Origin of the sequence: Gordonia bronchialis DSM 43247, assembly GCF_000024785.1 — a bacterium.
GTDB classification, from domain to species: domain Bacteria; phylum Actinomycetota; class Actinomycetes; order Mycobacteriales; family Mycobacteriaceae; genus Gordonia; species Gordonia bronchialis.
The window spans coordinates 2597870-2611582 of the sequence record NC_013441.1 but is presented as its reverse complement, the minus strand read 5'-3'; the positions used below and the strand labels follow the sequence as shown (position 1 = coordinate 2611582).

Below are 13713 nucleotides of genomic sequence, written 5' to 3'. Positions count from 1 at the left end.
GGTCGTAGGCTGGTTCAGTGAACGCTGAGCAGATGCCGAACCTTCCCGTGCTCCGCCGTCCCATCCTGCTCGCGGCGTTCGAGGGATGGAACGACGCGGGAGACGCGGCGAGCAGCGCCGTCGAGCATCTGGCCCTCATGTGGGACGCCGAGCCGCTCGCCGACATCGACTCCGACGACTACTACGACTTTCAGGTCAACCGCCCCACCATCAAGCAGATCGACGGCGTCACCCGCCGTATCGACTGGCCGACGACGTCGATCTCGTACTGCAGCCCCGCCGGCGCCGACCGGGACATCGTACTCGTGCGCGGCATCGAGCCGAATATGCGGTGGCGCGGCTTCTGCGCCGAGATCGTGGACCTCGCCGAGCAGCTGGGCGTGGAGACCACCGTGATGCTGGGCGCGCTACTCGCCGACACCCCGCACACCCGGCCGGTCCCGGTCACCGGCAGCGCCTTCAGCAGCGAGTCCGCTGCCCGCTACAACCTCACCGAGAGCCGCTACGAGGGACCGACCGGCATCACCGGCGTGCTGCAGGACATGTTCGTCCAGGGCGGGATGCCGGCTGTCTCGTTCTGGGCCGCGGTCCCGCACTACGTGTCCACGCCACCCAATCCCAAGGCCACGGTGGCATTGCTCACCCGGGTCGAGGAGGTCCTCGACATCGAGGTGCCGCTCGGCACACTGCCCGAGCAGGCCGAGGAATGGGAGCGGGCGGTCACCGAGATGACCGAGGACGACGAGGAGATCGCCGAGTACGTGCGCGGTCTCGAGGAGCGCGGTGACGCCGAGGTCGATCCCGACGAGGTGATGGCCAAGATCGACGGGGACGCCCTGGCCGCGGAGTTCGAGCGCTATCTAAAGCGACGCGGCCCCGGCAGCTTCGGCGGCGGGTAGCGGTCAGCCGATTCGCTCGATGGACACCACCGGCGTGGTGATCCGCCAGGTGCGGACGTCGGGATCGTCGGCTGCGCGCACCCAGAACTGTGCGGACTCCCCCACCCGGCACGACTTCACGCCGAGCAGTGGGATGTCCTCGGAATCCCGCCGCAGCCGGCTCACCGTCCACTCCTCGTCACCGGTGCCGCCCACGCCCGGCGCCCGCAGCAACGTCTTCTCATCCAGGTCGAGCAGATATGTCGACGTCCGGGTGACGACGGTCCACACCCCGGATTCGGTGTCCGGCTTGATCTCCTGCACGCGAGCCACGCGAGAACTGTACCCACTGCGCCCCGTTTCGGGCGGATCGGGCCGGATCAGGCGATGACGACGCCCAGCAGGGCATCCACCGCCCGCGCGATCTGCGCCGGTGCCGCGGGATCCGAACCGATCCCGGTGCGCACGTCGGCGCACCAGGCATCCACGGCGTCAAGGGCTTTGGGGGTGTCGAGATCGTCGGCGAGGTGCTGGCGCAGCCGCGCGACGGTGGGCGCGGCATCCGGTCCGGCGGGGGCCGCGGCTGCGGTGCGCCAGCGCTGCAGCCGGTCGACGGCGGTGGCGAGCACGTCATCGGTCCACATCCGGTCGGACCGGTAGTGGTCGGCCAACAGCGCCAGCCGGATGGCGGCCGGGTCGACGCCGTCGCGCCGCAACACCGACACGAATACGAGGTTGCCCCGGCTCTTGGACATCTTCTCGCCGTCGAGACCCACCATGCCGGTGTGCACGTAATGCCGTGCGAAGCGCCGGGAGTCGGTGAGTGCCTCGCCGTGGGCCGCGGAGAACTCGTGGTGCGGGAAGATCAGGTCGTTGCCGCCGCCCTGGATGTCGAACTCGATGCCCAGACGGTTGAGCGCGATGGCCGAGCACTCGATGTGCCAGCCCGGCCGGCCGGGACCGAAGGGCGCCTCCCAGGACGGTTCGCCGTCTCGCGCGGCACGCCACAGCACCGCGTCGAGCGGATCGCGTTTGCCCGCGCGGTCGGGGTCGCCGCCACGCTCGGCGAAGAACCTCGCCATGGTCGCGCGGTCGTATCCGGACTCGTAGCCGAACTGCTCGGTGGCGTCGGTGCGGAAGTACACATCGGGGTACTCCGGATCGTCCACCACGTACGCCGCGCCCGACGCCAGGAGTTTCTCGACGGCCTCGATGACCTCGTCGACCGATTCCATCGCGCCGATGTAGTCACGCGGGGGCAGGACCCGCAGGGCCGTCATGTCGTCGCGGAACAACTGGATCTGCTCGGAGCCGAGCTCACGCCAGTCGACGCCGTCGCGTTCGGCCCGCTCGAACAGGGGGTCGTCGACGTCGGTGATGTTCTGCACGTAGTGCACGTCATGGCCCTGATCGCGTAGGACCCGGTTGACCTGATCGAAGGTCACGTAAGTGGCCGCGTGGCCGAGGTGGGTCGCGTCGTAGGGCGTGATCCCACAGACGTACAGGGTGGCCGTGGGGCCGGGTGCGACCGGGCGGACAGCACGGTCGGCCGTGTCGTAGAGACGGAGCGCCGGCGAGTCCCCGGACAGCTTCGGGACTTCGGGATCAGGCCACGACTGCATGCCTCCACTGTATGGGCCGGGCCCAGCGCCCCGAACTCGGGATCAGAACGGTGGCCACGGGATGGGACGATGGCCCGGCGGCATGGGCATCGTCGCGGTCTCGGCCAGCAGCAACACGCGCAGGGTGAGTGCGTCGATCTCGTCGGCGGTGATGTGGGTGGCCAGCGCGATCGTGAGATCGGCGTCGTCGGATTCGAGCCGGTCGGCCAGCGCGGTCAGGTCGGCGACGAGGTGCGCCGGTACCGGCTCACCCGCCCACCCCCACAGCACGGTCCGGAGCTTGTCCTCGGCGTGCAGGCAGATCCCGTGGTCGATGCCGTACACCCCGCCGTCGAGTCCTTCCAGCACGTGCCCGCCCTTGCGGTCGGCGTTGTTGAGCACCACGTCGAGTACCGCCATGCGCTGCAGGCGGGGATCGTCGGCATGGACTAGGACCACCGGCTCGCCGAGCGGATCAAGCGCCCGCAGCACCGCCCGGTAACCGACCGGCACGGTGTCGGCGGGACAGAGGTCCACGAGGTCGACCCGCGGGTTCGGTTCGGGTACGGGGTGTTCGGTGTTGTCGGGTGTCTCGATCCATCGCTGCACCATCCCGGGACCCAGTGGCCCGTCACGCAGGATGGTCTTGGGGACCACACCCCAGCCGAGGGCATCGGAGATCAGGTACGACGCGACCTCCCGGCCCGCGAGGGTGCCGTCCGGGAAGTCCCACAGGGGCACCTCCCCGCGGACGGGCTTGTACACGCAGCGCAGCTCGTTCCCGTCCGCATCAGCACCGCTCAGATCAGCACCGCCGATCACGGCGTCGCACACCAGGGTGGTGTTGCTCGCCGACGGTATCCGACCGAGGATGACGAGTTCTCCGTCGCGCAGGATGTCGGCCGCCATCACGGACGGGCGCCGGCCGGCCGGCTCGCGGTCATCAGGCGCGAGAATCCGGCTCGGGACCGTCCGGGTCGGGTCCGTTGTCGTCCGGATCGTCCTCGCCGAATTCCTCGGAGGATTCGAGTCGGTCCAGATCTCCTTGTGCGGCAAGGCTGTTGAAGACATCCGGGTCGATGAAGTCGAGCGACTTGCTCAGCTGGGCGTCACGCCGGTAGCCATTGGTGCGCACGCACAGATGGCCGTCCGGATCGAGTGGGTCACCGCACAGCGGGCACGGTTGGCGACCGGCGGAGATCACCCTCGACGAGCGCGCCGCGAATTCGCGGGCCGCCTCGGTCGTCAGAAACACCCGCACCGCATCCGGACCCTCGTCGGTGTCGTCGAGAACCACACTCTCGTCGAACTCCCCCTCGGTGATGGCGAGCAGTTCGACCACCACGGCCTCGGACTCGGCATCCCAGCCGAGCCCCATGGTGCCGACCCGGAACTCCGCGTCCACGGGCATGACGAGCGGACTCAGATCCCCCACCCGATCGGTCGCCGGCGGTATCGGCGTGCCGAACCGGCGATGGATCTCCTCGAGGAGAGCTCCGATGCGATCGGCCAGGATCTGCACCTGCTGCTTTTCGAGCATGACACTGACGATGCGTGTCTCGTGCACGGCCTGGAGGTAGAACGTCCGATCGCCCGGCTGGCCGATGGTTCCGGCGATGAAGCGGTCCGGGCTGCGGAACACGTGAATCGCGCGTGACATCACATCACCTCCTTGGTGGTCGCTCCCATTATCCCGGTCCCGTCCCCGGTACCGCAGACCCGGCCGAGGCGGAGAGCGTCGCCGCGGCGTCCGGCGGCGCGGATCCGTCGCGATCGGTGCCGGTGGCACCGCCCACCACCGCGTCGTCGTCGCCGTCGTGCCGCCGGCGTTTCGGAACCGACAGCACCTCGGTGCTGTTCACCGTGTGCACGTAGGGGCGCGTCGACCCGTAGCGGATCACACTGATCGACGCCGGTTCGACGACGATGCGCTGGAACGCGTCGAGATGCATACCCATCGCGTCGGCGATGATCGACTTGATGACGTCGCCGTGTGAGCAGGCCACCCACACGCCCGAGCCGTCCTCGCCGCCGTGAATCCGGTCGAGCGACCGGATAGCGCTCACCGCCCGTGCCTGGACGTCGGCCAGGCCCTCCCCGTCGGGGAACACCGCCGCCGACGGCTGCTGCTGGACGACCTTCCACAGTGGTTCGCCGAGCAACTCGCGGATCGGACGATTGGTCCATCCCCCATAGTCGACCTCGGCCAGATCGTCGACGACCACCTCGGGGATCGGACGCGCACCGTCGCGGGCACCCAGGGCGGCCAGCAGCGGTGCCACTGTCTCGGCGCAGCGCTGCAGCGGCGAACGCGCCACCACGTCGATGTCGTCGAGGCAGACCCCGAGACGGCGGACCAGGTCGTGCGCCTGGGCGCGACCGGTGTCGTCGAGACCAACGCCCGGCGTCCGGCCGGCGAGAACGCCGGAGGTGTTGGCCGTCGAGCGTCCGTGCCGGACGAGAATCACGGTCATGGCTCAACCCTAGGCGCTGGGGGTCCGAACAGGTCAGGTGGCGCTGATGACGCCGGTCGACAGCAGCACGATCACGAGTACGCCCAGCGCGACCCGGTAGAGCCCGAACCAGTTCATCGAATGGTGGCTGACGAACTTCAGCAGCCAGGCGATCGCGGCATAACCGACGACGAACGCGATCACGGTCGCCACGAGCAGCTGCGGCCCACTGGCCTCCATGCCCTCACCGCTGGGCGAGAAGGCATCCGGGAGGCTGAAGAGTCCCGAGGCGGTGACCGCCGGGATGGCCAGCAGGAAGGAGAAGCGGAAGGCGGCCTCGCGTTGGAGGCCGAGGAACAGACCGGCGCTGGCGGTCGCTCCCGAGCGGGACACGCCGGGGACCAGCGCCAGACACTGTGCCGCGCCCATGACCAGACCGTCGCGCAACGTCAGCTGCTCCATGGAGCGGCGTTTGACCCCGTACCGCTCGGCCAGCCAGAACACCCCGGAGAACAGGATCAGCACCGTCGCCACCAGCCACAGGTTGCGCCCGGTGGTACGGATCTCATCCTTGAAGACGAAGCCGATCAGCCCGATCGGAATGGTTGCGAAGATCACATACCAGCCGACCCGGTAGTCGAGTCCGCGTTCGTCGGCGTGGAACAGTCCGCGGAACCAGGCCGCGATGATGCGGACGATGTCGCGTGCGAAGAAGACGAGCACCGCGGCTTCGGTGCCGAGCTGGGTGACCGCCGTGAACGACGCCCCGGCGTCACCACCGAACATCAGCTCGGATGCGATCCGCAGATGCCCCGACGACGAGATCGGCAGGAATTCGGTGAGGCCCTGCAACGTCCCGAGGACGATCGACTGGGCCCAGGTCATCGAGTCGGTCACGCCGGACCCCCCGGCCTGTACGCATGAGTCACGGCGCCCGATGCTACGCGGCGCGGCGGCCAACCCGCCGGACGGCCACACCCGCGCTTCGCGCAAGATGGTGGGCATGCCTGTGCCGAGGAGAACGCATCGCGACGAACCGCGACGCCGCCGCAGCCGGTCCGTCCTGACGACACTGCTGTTGACCGCCCTGGTGGTGTCGGTGGCAGCCGGGTGCGGCTCATCGGACGACGATCGACCGGATGTGCCGACGGTGACCCCGGCCAGTGCCGTCGCGTCTCCGCCGGGACCGGTCCGCACCCCGCCCGGCACCATCGTCGCGGCGCCGGCGGGCGCACGGGACATGGCCGTCGCCGGCACCAACCTGTTCATTCTCGGACCGGCCGGCACCGAGGTCCTGCGCTACGGGACCGCTGCCCTGAACCGCGCTGAGGCGACCGCCACCCGTACACCGACCCCTGAGCTGACGGTGATCGCCGCGGACGCCGACGCGTCGGTGATCGGCGCGGGACCGCGCACCCTGGTGCGTATCGACGCCTCGGGACGCCCGACATCGACACCCACCGGGGTGGATGCGCCCACAGCGATCGCCGTCACCGCCGACGGCCGCATCCTGATCGGCACGGCCACGGGCCACGTCGTGGTCTTCGACCGTGAGCTACGCCAGCAGCGCGACATCGCCGGCTTCGTGCGTGTCGATGACATCACCGTGTCCCCGCCGGGCGCCGATCTGGCCACCGAGCAGGTCGTCGTCCTCGACCGCGCCCAATCCTCGGTGACGCCGGTCGACATCGACACCGGAGACCTCAAACCCGCGCTGCGCGCCGGAAACGGGGCCACCACCTCCACCGTCGACCACTACGGCCGCGTCCTGGTGGCCAACACCCGCGACAACGAGATCATCGGATTCTTCGGCTCACCGCTGGTCATGCGCTTCCGCTATCCCGTGCCCGACGGGCCGTACGCCGTAGACTACGACGACACCCGAAACCTGCTCTGGGTGTCGACAACCGGGAACAACGAGGTGGTGGCCTATGACCTTGCCGACGGTGAACCACGAGAGATCACCCGTTTCGCCACGCCCGCCCAACCGGATCTCCTGGCCACCGACGGCGTCGCGGGAACCGTCTACGTCCTCGGTGGACGCGATGGCGGTCTGCAGGTCTATCAGCCGTTCACCGAGCGTGCGACACCTCGGGGTACCGTCGAGCCGGGTCGGTGACGATGCACGGTAGCCGCCGCCGTCCGGCCGGCCAGGGCCGCACGGGGATTCGCATCGGTTCCCGCCATCCCGACGGCTGGGAGGTCACCTCCGAAGATTACGAGTGCGTGCTTTTGCGACTGCCGCCGGAGATCACGCGGGTGACCGCATCCATGCGACTTGCCCTCGAAGCCGAGTTCGGCGGGTGGGAACTGTCGCGGGTACGGCTCTACTCCGACGGCACCCGTAAGGTTCTGCTGCGTCGCAAACGTCCACCGCGCCAACGGGATGCACCGGCATGCTGAGGCGCGCACTGCACACCGTGAACGGCGCGGTATATCCCCTGCTGCTCAAACTGATGTTCCTGCTCTCGCCCGAACGCATCCACGGCATCGCGTTCGGGGCGATCAGCCTCACCGGCCGGGTCACGCCGCTGCGCCAGATGGCCGCGAAAGTCCTTGCGCCACATGATCCCGTGTTGCATCAGCGCGTCTTCGGGGTCGATTTCCCGGCCCCGTTCGGGCTGGCGGCGGGTTTCGACAAGTCGGCGCACGCCGTCAATGCCTGGGGCCAGTTGGGTTTCGGTTTCGCCGAGATCGGTACCATCACCGGCCGGGCGCAACCGGGCAATCCGGCGCCCCGGCTGTTCCGCCTGCCCGCCGATCGTGCGCTGATCAACCGGATGGGTTTCAACAATCCAGGCGCCGACGTGGCGGCCGGTCATCTCGCCGCAGCGCGCAGTGGCCCGGTCCGCATCCCGATCGCGGCCAACATCGGCAAGACCAAGGTGGTGCCGGTCGAGGATGCCGTCGAGGACTATCGGTACTCGGCGCGCCTGCTCGGGCCGCACGCCGACTTCGTCGTCGTCAACGTCAGCTCACCCAACACGCCGGGCCTGCGTGACCTGCAGGCGGTCGACGCTTTGCGGCCGATCCTGGCCGCAGTGCAGGCCGAGGTGTCGGTCCCGGTGCTGGTCAAGATCGCACCCGACCTCGCCGACGACGACATCGACGCCGTCGCCGACCTCGCGGTGGAACTCGGTCTGGCCGGGATCGTCGCGACCAACACCACGATCTCCCGTGACGGCCTGACCACCCCCGCCGACGAGGTCGCCGCGATGGGGGCGGGTGGACTGTCCGGGGCACCCCTGGGTGATCGGTCCCTCACCGTCCTACGCCGCCTCTACGGACGCGTCGGCGGACGAGTGACCCTGGTCAGCGCCGGCGGTATCGAGACCGCCGAGCAGGCGTGGGAGCGGATCTGCGCCGGCGCGGATCTCCTGCAGGGGTACACCGGCTTCATCTACGGGGGCCCGCTATGGGTTTCGCAGATCCATGCCGGGCTCGCCGAACGCGTTCGGGCACAAGGCTTACGCTCCATCGCCGACGCGGTCGGTTCGGATGGGAACCGGCCGGCGACGGACTGACCGGTGCCAGACTGACCGGTGCCAGACTGACCGGGGCCGGAACACATCGTCGACGATCCCGGCGAGAACCTCGTCGGGAACCTGCCGGGCCGACGAATTCCCGATGAGGACCTCGTGGACGTTGCGGTCCTCAGACGTCTTCCGACGGCTGCTCGTAGGTGCCGACGATGCTCGCGCGGGCGATCGCGTGCGAGAAGAGGTTGAACCCGAGGTAGGCCGGGGTTGCACCCTCGGGGAGGTCGAGTGATTCGACGTCGACGGCGTGGACCACCACGAAGTAGCGGTGCGGACCATGCCCGGGCGGCGGTGCGGCCCCGATGAACCGCTTGGCCGACGCGTCGTTGGCCAGGGTGACCGCACTGTCGGGCAGGCCACTGCCGTCATCGTCGCCGGCCCCCTCGGACAGGCTGGTCACCGACACCGGGATGTCGGCGACTGCCCAGTGCCAGAATCCCGACGCGGTCGGTGCATCCGGGTCATACACGGTGACCGCGAAACTCTTGGTGTCCGAGGGGAATTCCGACCAGCTCAGCTGCGGCGAGAGGTCTTGGCCACCCGCTCCCATGATGCCGCTCACCTGCTGATTGCGCAGAGGTGCACCATCGCTGATGCTGTCCGACGTCAGGGTGAAACCGGGCAGGCTCGGCAGCGGACCGTACGGATCGAAACTCGGCATCGGGTCAACCTTTCTCGTAGAGAAATCATCTCCACACCACAGTAGTGCTCCCCACCGTGGCACACCGGCATCAACTGTTGTGCAGGAAGTGTTCGAACACGTTGGTGCCGAACAGAAGTGCATCCACGGGCACCCGCTCGTCCACCCCGTGGAACAGTGCGGCGAAATCCAGTTCCGGCGGCAGCTGCAGCGGCGCGAAGCCGAAGCATCGGATTCCCAACTTGGCGAACGCCTTTGCATCCGTCCCGCCGGAGAGCATGTAGGGCACCGTCTTTCCGTCCGGGTCGTGGGCGAGTATCGCGTCGTTCATCGCGTCGACGAGATGCCCGTCGAAAGTCGTCTCGTACGAGTCGAGTTTGCTGATCCACTCCCGTGTCACGTTCGGCCCGAGGAGTTCGTCGATCTCCTTCTCGAAGGCGGCCTGCCGGCCCGGCAGGACACGACAGTCGATGACCGCCTCCGCCTTCTGCGGGATGACGTTGGCCTTGTATCCCGCCTTGAGCATGGTGGGGTTGGCCGTATCGCGCAGTGTCGCCCCGATGATCCGGGCCAGGTTGCCGAGTTTGAACAGCGAGGTCTCCAGATCCGGAGCGTCCGGGCGAAGATCCAGGCCGGTCTCGGCGGACACCGCGGCCAGGAATTCGGCCACCGAGTCGCTGATGACGAGCGGGAAGGTGTGCCGCCCGATGCGCGCTACCGCCTCGGCCACCTCGGTGACCGCGTTGTCGGCGTGCAGAAACGACCCGTGCCCGGCGGTCGCACTCGCCCTCAGGCGCATCCACGCGATGCCCTTCTCCGCGGTCTCCACCAGATACAGACGCTTCTGTGTGCCGTCCGGGCGGTCGACGGTCAACGAGAAACCGCCGACCTCACCCACCGCCTCGGTGATGCCCTCGAAGAGGTCCGGCCGATTCTCCACCAGCCAGTGCGATCCCCATTTCCCGCCGGCCTCCTCGTCGGCGAGGAAGGCGAACACCAGCTCCCGTGGCGGGACGATTCCGTCGCGTTTGAACTGCCGGGCCAGCGCGAGTGCCATCCCCGCCATGTCCTTCATGTCGATCGCGCCGCGGCCCCAGATGTAGCCGTCGGCGATCGAGCCGGAGAACGGATGCACGCTCCAGTCGGCCGGTTCGGCGGGTACCACGTCGAGGTGGGCGTGGATCAGCAGCGCCCCCCGATCGGCGTCCGGCGGACCGGGTAACCGGGCGAACACGTTGCCGCGGCCCGGCTGCCCGGACTCCACGTACTGGGTGGTGTAGCCCACCTCCTCCAGTTGCTGGGCCACCCATTTGGCACATTCCTCCTCACCCCGGGTGGTCTCCGGCTCACCGGTGTTGGAGGTGTCGAACCGGATCAACCGGCTCACCAGATCGACGACTTCGTCCACCGCGCGCGCGGTGTGGGACTGGGAACTCACACCTCACTCCTACGGGATTTGGGTTAGCCGGGCAACCTCGGTTATGGTTGTGCGCGCTGCTGTGGCGACCCGCTCGCCGCAGTCGACAAGTCCGAGTGGCGGAATGGCAGACGCGCTAGCTTGAGGTGCTAGTGCCCTATTAACGGGCGTGGGGGTTCAAGTCCCCCCTCGGACACAGATCGAGCCCCGATCCCATGGATCGGGGCTCGATTCATCTCTGCTCGCCGGGGTCGGGTCGGCGCACCGGTCTCAGCCGGAGGTGGCCGCCTGCGCCCACGGTTGGTACGGCAGGGCCACGTCGTTCTCCACGAACGCGCGCAGGATGTCGCTACGCAGCCGACGGGCCACTGCCCACTGGGCGTTGGCGCGCGTCTTGACGGTCAGCCGCAACACCACCTGGTCGGCGGCGACCGCCTGCACTCCGAGCATGTCGACACTGCCGAGCATGTCGGAGGAATCCCGCTCGGCCGATTCGATCGCGGCCCGCTCGGCGACGTGTTGTGCCTTGTCCACATCGGCGGCCGGCGACACCGGTACGTCCACCCGCGCGACCGCGAACTCCTGGCTCATGTTGCCGACCCGGGCGATCTCACCGTTGCGCACGTACCACAGCGTCCCGTCCACGTCGCGCAGCGTGGTGACCCGCAGGCCCACGCTCTCCACCTCGCCGATGGCCTCGCCGAGATCGACGATGTCGCCCACGCCGTACTGGTCCTCGAGCAGCATGAACACTCCGGTCACGAAGTCGCGCACCAGGTTCTGGGCGCCGAAACCGACTGCCAGACCGACGATTCCGGCCGAGGCGATGAACGGTGCGATGTTGACGCCGAGCACACTGAGCACCGACAGGACCACCCAGACGAGCAGGATGATCGAAACCGTCGACTTCAGTACCGACCCGATCGTGCGGGCCCGCTGGGCGCGGCGTTCGGCCACGTCCGGGTTGCGGGACGACGGTGAGCGCTCACGCAGATGCCGGATGAGCGCGGGTTTCGACGTCGATGCGCCGACACCGGCGGGTCGTGGGCGTCGTGTCGCGCGGTCGATCATGCGGTGCAGGACATATCGGACGATGAGGGCGACGAGGACGTACGCGGCGATCCGGATCGGATTCTCGATGAACCACTCGCGATTTGTTTCCGTCCATTCGAAAGCAAAAGGGTGAGTCGTCATGTGTCCCCACCGTACGTATCTCGATGATGATGTCCACCCGGACCGGCGCGGATCACCATTGGCGACAATGGTGTGGTGACCCAGCGACTCTTCTTCGATTGCGACACCGGCATCGACGACTCTCTCGCCCTGCTGTACCTGCTCGCCCGGCGTGATGTGGACCTCGTCGGCGTGGCATCGACCGCCGGCAACGTCCCCGTCGACGTGGTCGTCGCCAACAATCTCGCGTGGTTGGCCATGTGCGGCCGGTCGGAGATACCGGTCCACGTGGGATCGCCCACCCCGCTGTCGGTACCGCTGATGACCACCGAGGACACCCACGGTCCGCTCGGCGTCGGATATGCCGAACTCCCCGCGGCCACCGCACCTGCGAGCCCGATCGGGGCGGCCGACGCGTGGATCGACGCCGCCCGCGCGCACCCGGGCGAGTTGGTGGGCCTGGTGACCGGGCCACTGACCTCGCTGGCCACCGCCGTCCGGCGAGATCCGCAATTACCGTCGCTGCTGCGCCGCCTCGTCATCATGGGTGGGGCATTTCACACCCACGGCAACACCACGCCGGTGGCGGAATGGAACGTCGCGGTGGACCCGGAGGCCGCCGCGGAGGTCTTCGACGCCTTCGGTATCGGGGACGCACCGGCGCCGATCGTCTGCGCCCTGGATCTGACCGAGACGATCGCCATGACACCCGATCACCTGGTGCGGCTGGCCGCCGCCGCGGGCAGCACACCGCTGGAGTACCCGGATCCCGGCGACGAACCGGGCCTGCGCTCGGTGGCCGACAACCCCGTCGTCCGCCATCTCACGGACGCGGTGCGGTTCTACTTCGAATTCCATGATCTCCACGACGAGGGGTACATCGCGCACATGCACGATCCCTTCGCGGCGATTGTCGCCATCGCCCCGGACATCGTCACCACCGTGGGGGCGCGGGTGGCGGTGGAACTGACCGGCACGCACACCCGTGGGATGACCGTCGCCGACGAACGATCGATGACCCCGGGCGCACCCAACGCACGGATCGCCACCGCGACGGATGTGGACGCGGTCTTCGACGAACTCCTCGAGCGGATCGGCGCCTTCGCGAAAACCGTGATGCCCGAGTCGACTTCGTCATCCCACCGAACGCCGTGAGGCCGGCCGCCGATTCGGCCGGACGACGCGTGATCTCCGGCGTACCGTCGTCGACGTGACCCGACTCGGATATCAGATCCCCAATTTCACCTACCCGGGCGTCGAACCAGAACGCCTCTTCCCCGCCATCACCCGCCAGGCCGTCGACGCCGAGACCGCCGGTTTCGACACCATCCTGGTGATGGACCACTTCTACCAACTCCCCATCCTCGGTACCCCCGACCAGGAGATGATCGAGTGCTACACGCTGCTCGCCGCGTTGGCCCAGCACACCTCGCGGGCGCGTCTCTCGGCACTGGTCACCGGCAACACCTACCGAAACCCCACACTGTTGGCCAAGACGGTCACCGCGTTGGACGTCGTGTCCGAGGGGCGCGCCCAGCTCGGGATCGGTGCCGGCTGGTTCGAACTCGAACATGATGCGCTCGGCTACGAATTCGGCACCTTCACCGACCGATTCGAGAAGCTCGAGGAAGCCCTCGTCATCGTCCTGGGGATGTTGCGTTCGGAGCGACCGAGCCTGGACGGCAAGTGGTATCGGGTCCACGACGCCATCAACTCCCCCGCACCGCTGGGCCGTGTCCCGGTGATGATCGGCGGTGGTGGTGAACGCAAGACGCTGCGGCTGGTGGCCCAGTACGCCGACGAGTCCAACCTGATCTGTGCCCCGGAATCGGTCGCGTACTCCAGCGCGATGGTCAACTCACCGGTGGCGGTGACGTCGACGGCGGTGAAGGCGAGATCGAACTTCGCCGCGGCCGCGGTGAGCGGTTCGAAGGTCGCCGGGATGCCGAGGAACTCGCCGGGTACGACCCCGAGGGGCAGATAGCCGACGGTGACCTGGAAGAGCGGGTTCC

General features: G+C 68.3%; 15 protein-coding genes and 1 tRNA gene. 7 read left to right on the top strand and 9 right to left on the bottom strand.

The genetic code is table 11. The features are described 5' to 3' along the window. Window positions 1-17 precede the first annotated feature (17 nt). Entirely contained in the window at window positions 18-899 is an 882-nt protein-coding gene (locus GBRO_RS12155; RefSeq protein ID WP_041919871.1) for a PAC2 family protein, read from the top strand. A gap of 3 nt (window positions 900-902) precedes the next feature. Here the strand turns inward: GBRO_RS12155 and GBRO_RS12150 are convergent, their stop codons facing one another. Genes GBRO_RS12150 through GBRO_RS12125 form a run of 6 tightly spaced genes read right to left on the bottom strand, consistent with a single transcriptional unit; the run spans window position 903 to window position 5829 of the window. After that, entirely contained in the window at window positions 903-1211 is a 309-nt protein-coding gene (locus GBRO_RS12150; protein WP_012834239.1) for a hypothetical protein, read from the bottom strand. A gap of 47 nt (window positions 1212-1258) precedes the next feature. Beyond that, complete coding sequence (gene mshC / locus GBRO_RS12145) at window positions 1259-2500, bottom strand: cysteine--1-D-myo-inosityl 2-amino-2-deoxy-alpha-D-glucopyranoside ligase (RefSeq protein WP_012834238.1); 1242 nt, start codon at window positions 2498-2500, stop codon at window positions 1259-1261. 42 nt (window positions 2501-2542) lie between these two features. Beyond that, complete coding sequence (locus GBRO_RS12140) at window positions 2543-3388, bottom strand: SCO1664 family protein (protein WP_012834237.1); 846 nt, start codon at window positions 3386-3388, stop codon at window positions 2543-2545. A 34-nt stretch (window positions 3389-3422) separates the two neighbouring features. Next, window positions 3423-4139: a DUF3090 domain-containing protein gene (locus GBRO_RS12135; protein WP_012834236.1), complete on the bottom strand. Its 717-nt coding sequence runs from the start codon at window positions 4137-4139 to the stop codon at window positions 3423-3425. Between the two features lie 28 nt (window positions 4140-4167). Continuing rightward, entirely contained in the window at window positions 4168-4953 is a 786-nt protein-coding gene (locus GBRO_RS12130; RefSeq protein ID WP_012834235.1) for an MSMEG_4193 family putative phosphomutase, read from the bottom strand. A 33-nt stretch (window positions 4954-4986) separates the two neighbouring features. After that, a complete protein-coding gene (locus GBRO_RS12125) occupies window positions 4987-5829 on the bottom strand; it encodes an undecaprenyl-diphosphate phosphatase (protein WP_012834234.1) in 843 nt (280 codons plus the stop codon). Window positions 5830-5935: 106 nt separating this feature from the next. Between GBRO_RS12125 and GBRO_RS12120 the strand changes: the two genes are divergently transcribed. From GBRO_RS12120 to GBRO_RS12110, 3 genes are read left to right on the top strand one after another with little or no spacing between them, the layout of a single operon-like run. Further along, window positions 5936-7051, top strand: a complete 1116-nt coding sequence (locus tag GBRO_RS12120) for a YncE family protein (RefSeq protein WP_227892885.1) — start codon at window positions 5936-5938, stop codon at window positions 7049-7051. A gap of 2 nt (window positions 7052-7053) precedes the next feature. Further along, on the top strand, window positions 7054-7335 hold the full coding sequence (locus GBRO_RS12115) for a DUF5703 family protein (protein WP_012834232.1): 282 nt from the start codon (window positions 7054-7056) through the stop codon (window positions 7333-7335). Then, window positions 7329-8456, top strand: coding sequence for a quinone-dependent dihydroorotate dehydrogenase (locus tag GBRO_RS12110; protein ID WP_012834231.1), 1128 nt, complete (start codon window positions 7329-7331; stop codon window positions 8454-8456). The genes GBRO_RS12115 and GBRO_RS12110 overlap by 7 nt, the downstream gene beginning before the upstream one ends. A gap of 130 nt (window positions 8457-8586) precedes the next feature. Here the strand turns inward: GBRO_RS12110 and GBRO_RS12105 are convergent, their stop codons facing one another. Both GBRO_RS12105 and GBRO_RS12100 read right to left on the bottom strand, forming a co-directional pair. Next, window positions 8587-9132, bottom strand: coding sequence for a YbhB/YbcL family Raf kinase inhibitor-like protein (locus GBRO_RS12105; RefSeq protein ID WP_012834230.1), 546 nt, complete (start codon window positions 9130-9132; stop codon window positions 8587-8589). 70 nt (window positions 9133-9202) lie between these two features. Further along, window positions 9203-10549, bottom strand: coding sequence for a M20/M25/M40 family metallo-hydrolase (locus GBRO_RS12100; RefSeq protein ID WP_012834229.1), 1347 nt, complete (start codon window positions 10547-10549; stop codon window positions 9203-9205). Between the two features lie 89 nt (window positions 10550-10638). Between GBRO_RS12100 and GBRO_RS12095 the strand changes: the two genes are divergently transcribed. Next, window positions 10639-10724 (top strand) — tRNA-Leu (locus GBRO_RS12095). 74 nt (window positions 10725-10798) lie between these two features. Here GBRO_RS12095 and GBRO_RS12090 read toward each other — a convergent pair. Next, on the bottom strand, window positions 10799-11722 hold the full coding sequence (locus tag GBRO_RS12090; RefSeq protein ID WP_012834228.1) for a mechanosensitive ion channel family protein: 924 nt from the start codon (window positions 11720-11722) through the stop codon (window positions 10799-10801). 75 nt (window positions 11723-11797) lie between these two features. On the opposite strand from GBRO_RS12090, the gene GBRO_RS12085 reads away from it, so the two are divergent. Continuing rightward, window positions 11798-12856: a nucleoside hydrolase gene (locus GBRO_RS12085; protein WP_052298399.1), complete on the top strand. Its 1059-nt coding sequence runs from the start codon at window positions 11798-11800 to the stop codon at window positions 12854-12856. Between the two features lie 55 nt (window positions 12857-12911). Continuing rightward, on the top strand, window positions 12912-13685 hold the full coding sequence (locus tag GBRO_RS12080) for an LLM class F420-dependent oxidoreductase (protein WP_012834226.1): 774 nt from the start codon (window positions 12912-12914) through the stop codon (window positions 13683-13685). Window positions 13686-13713: the final 28 nt, after the last annotated feature.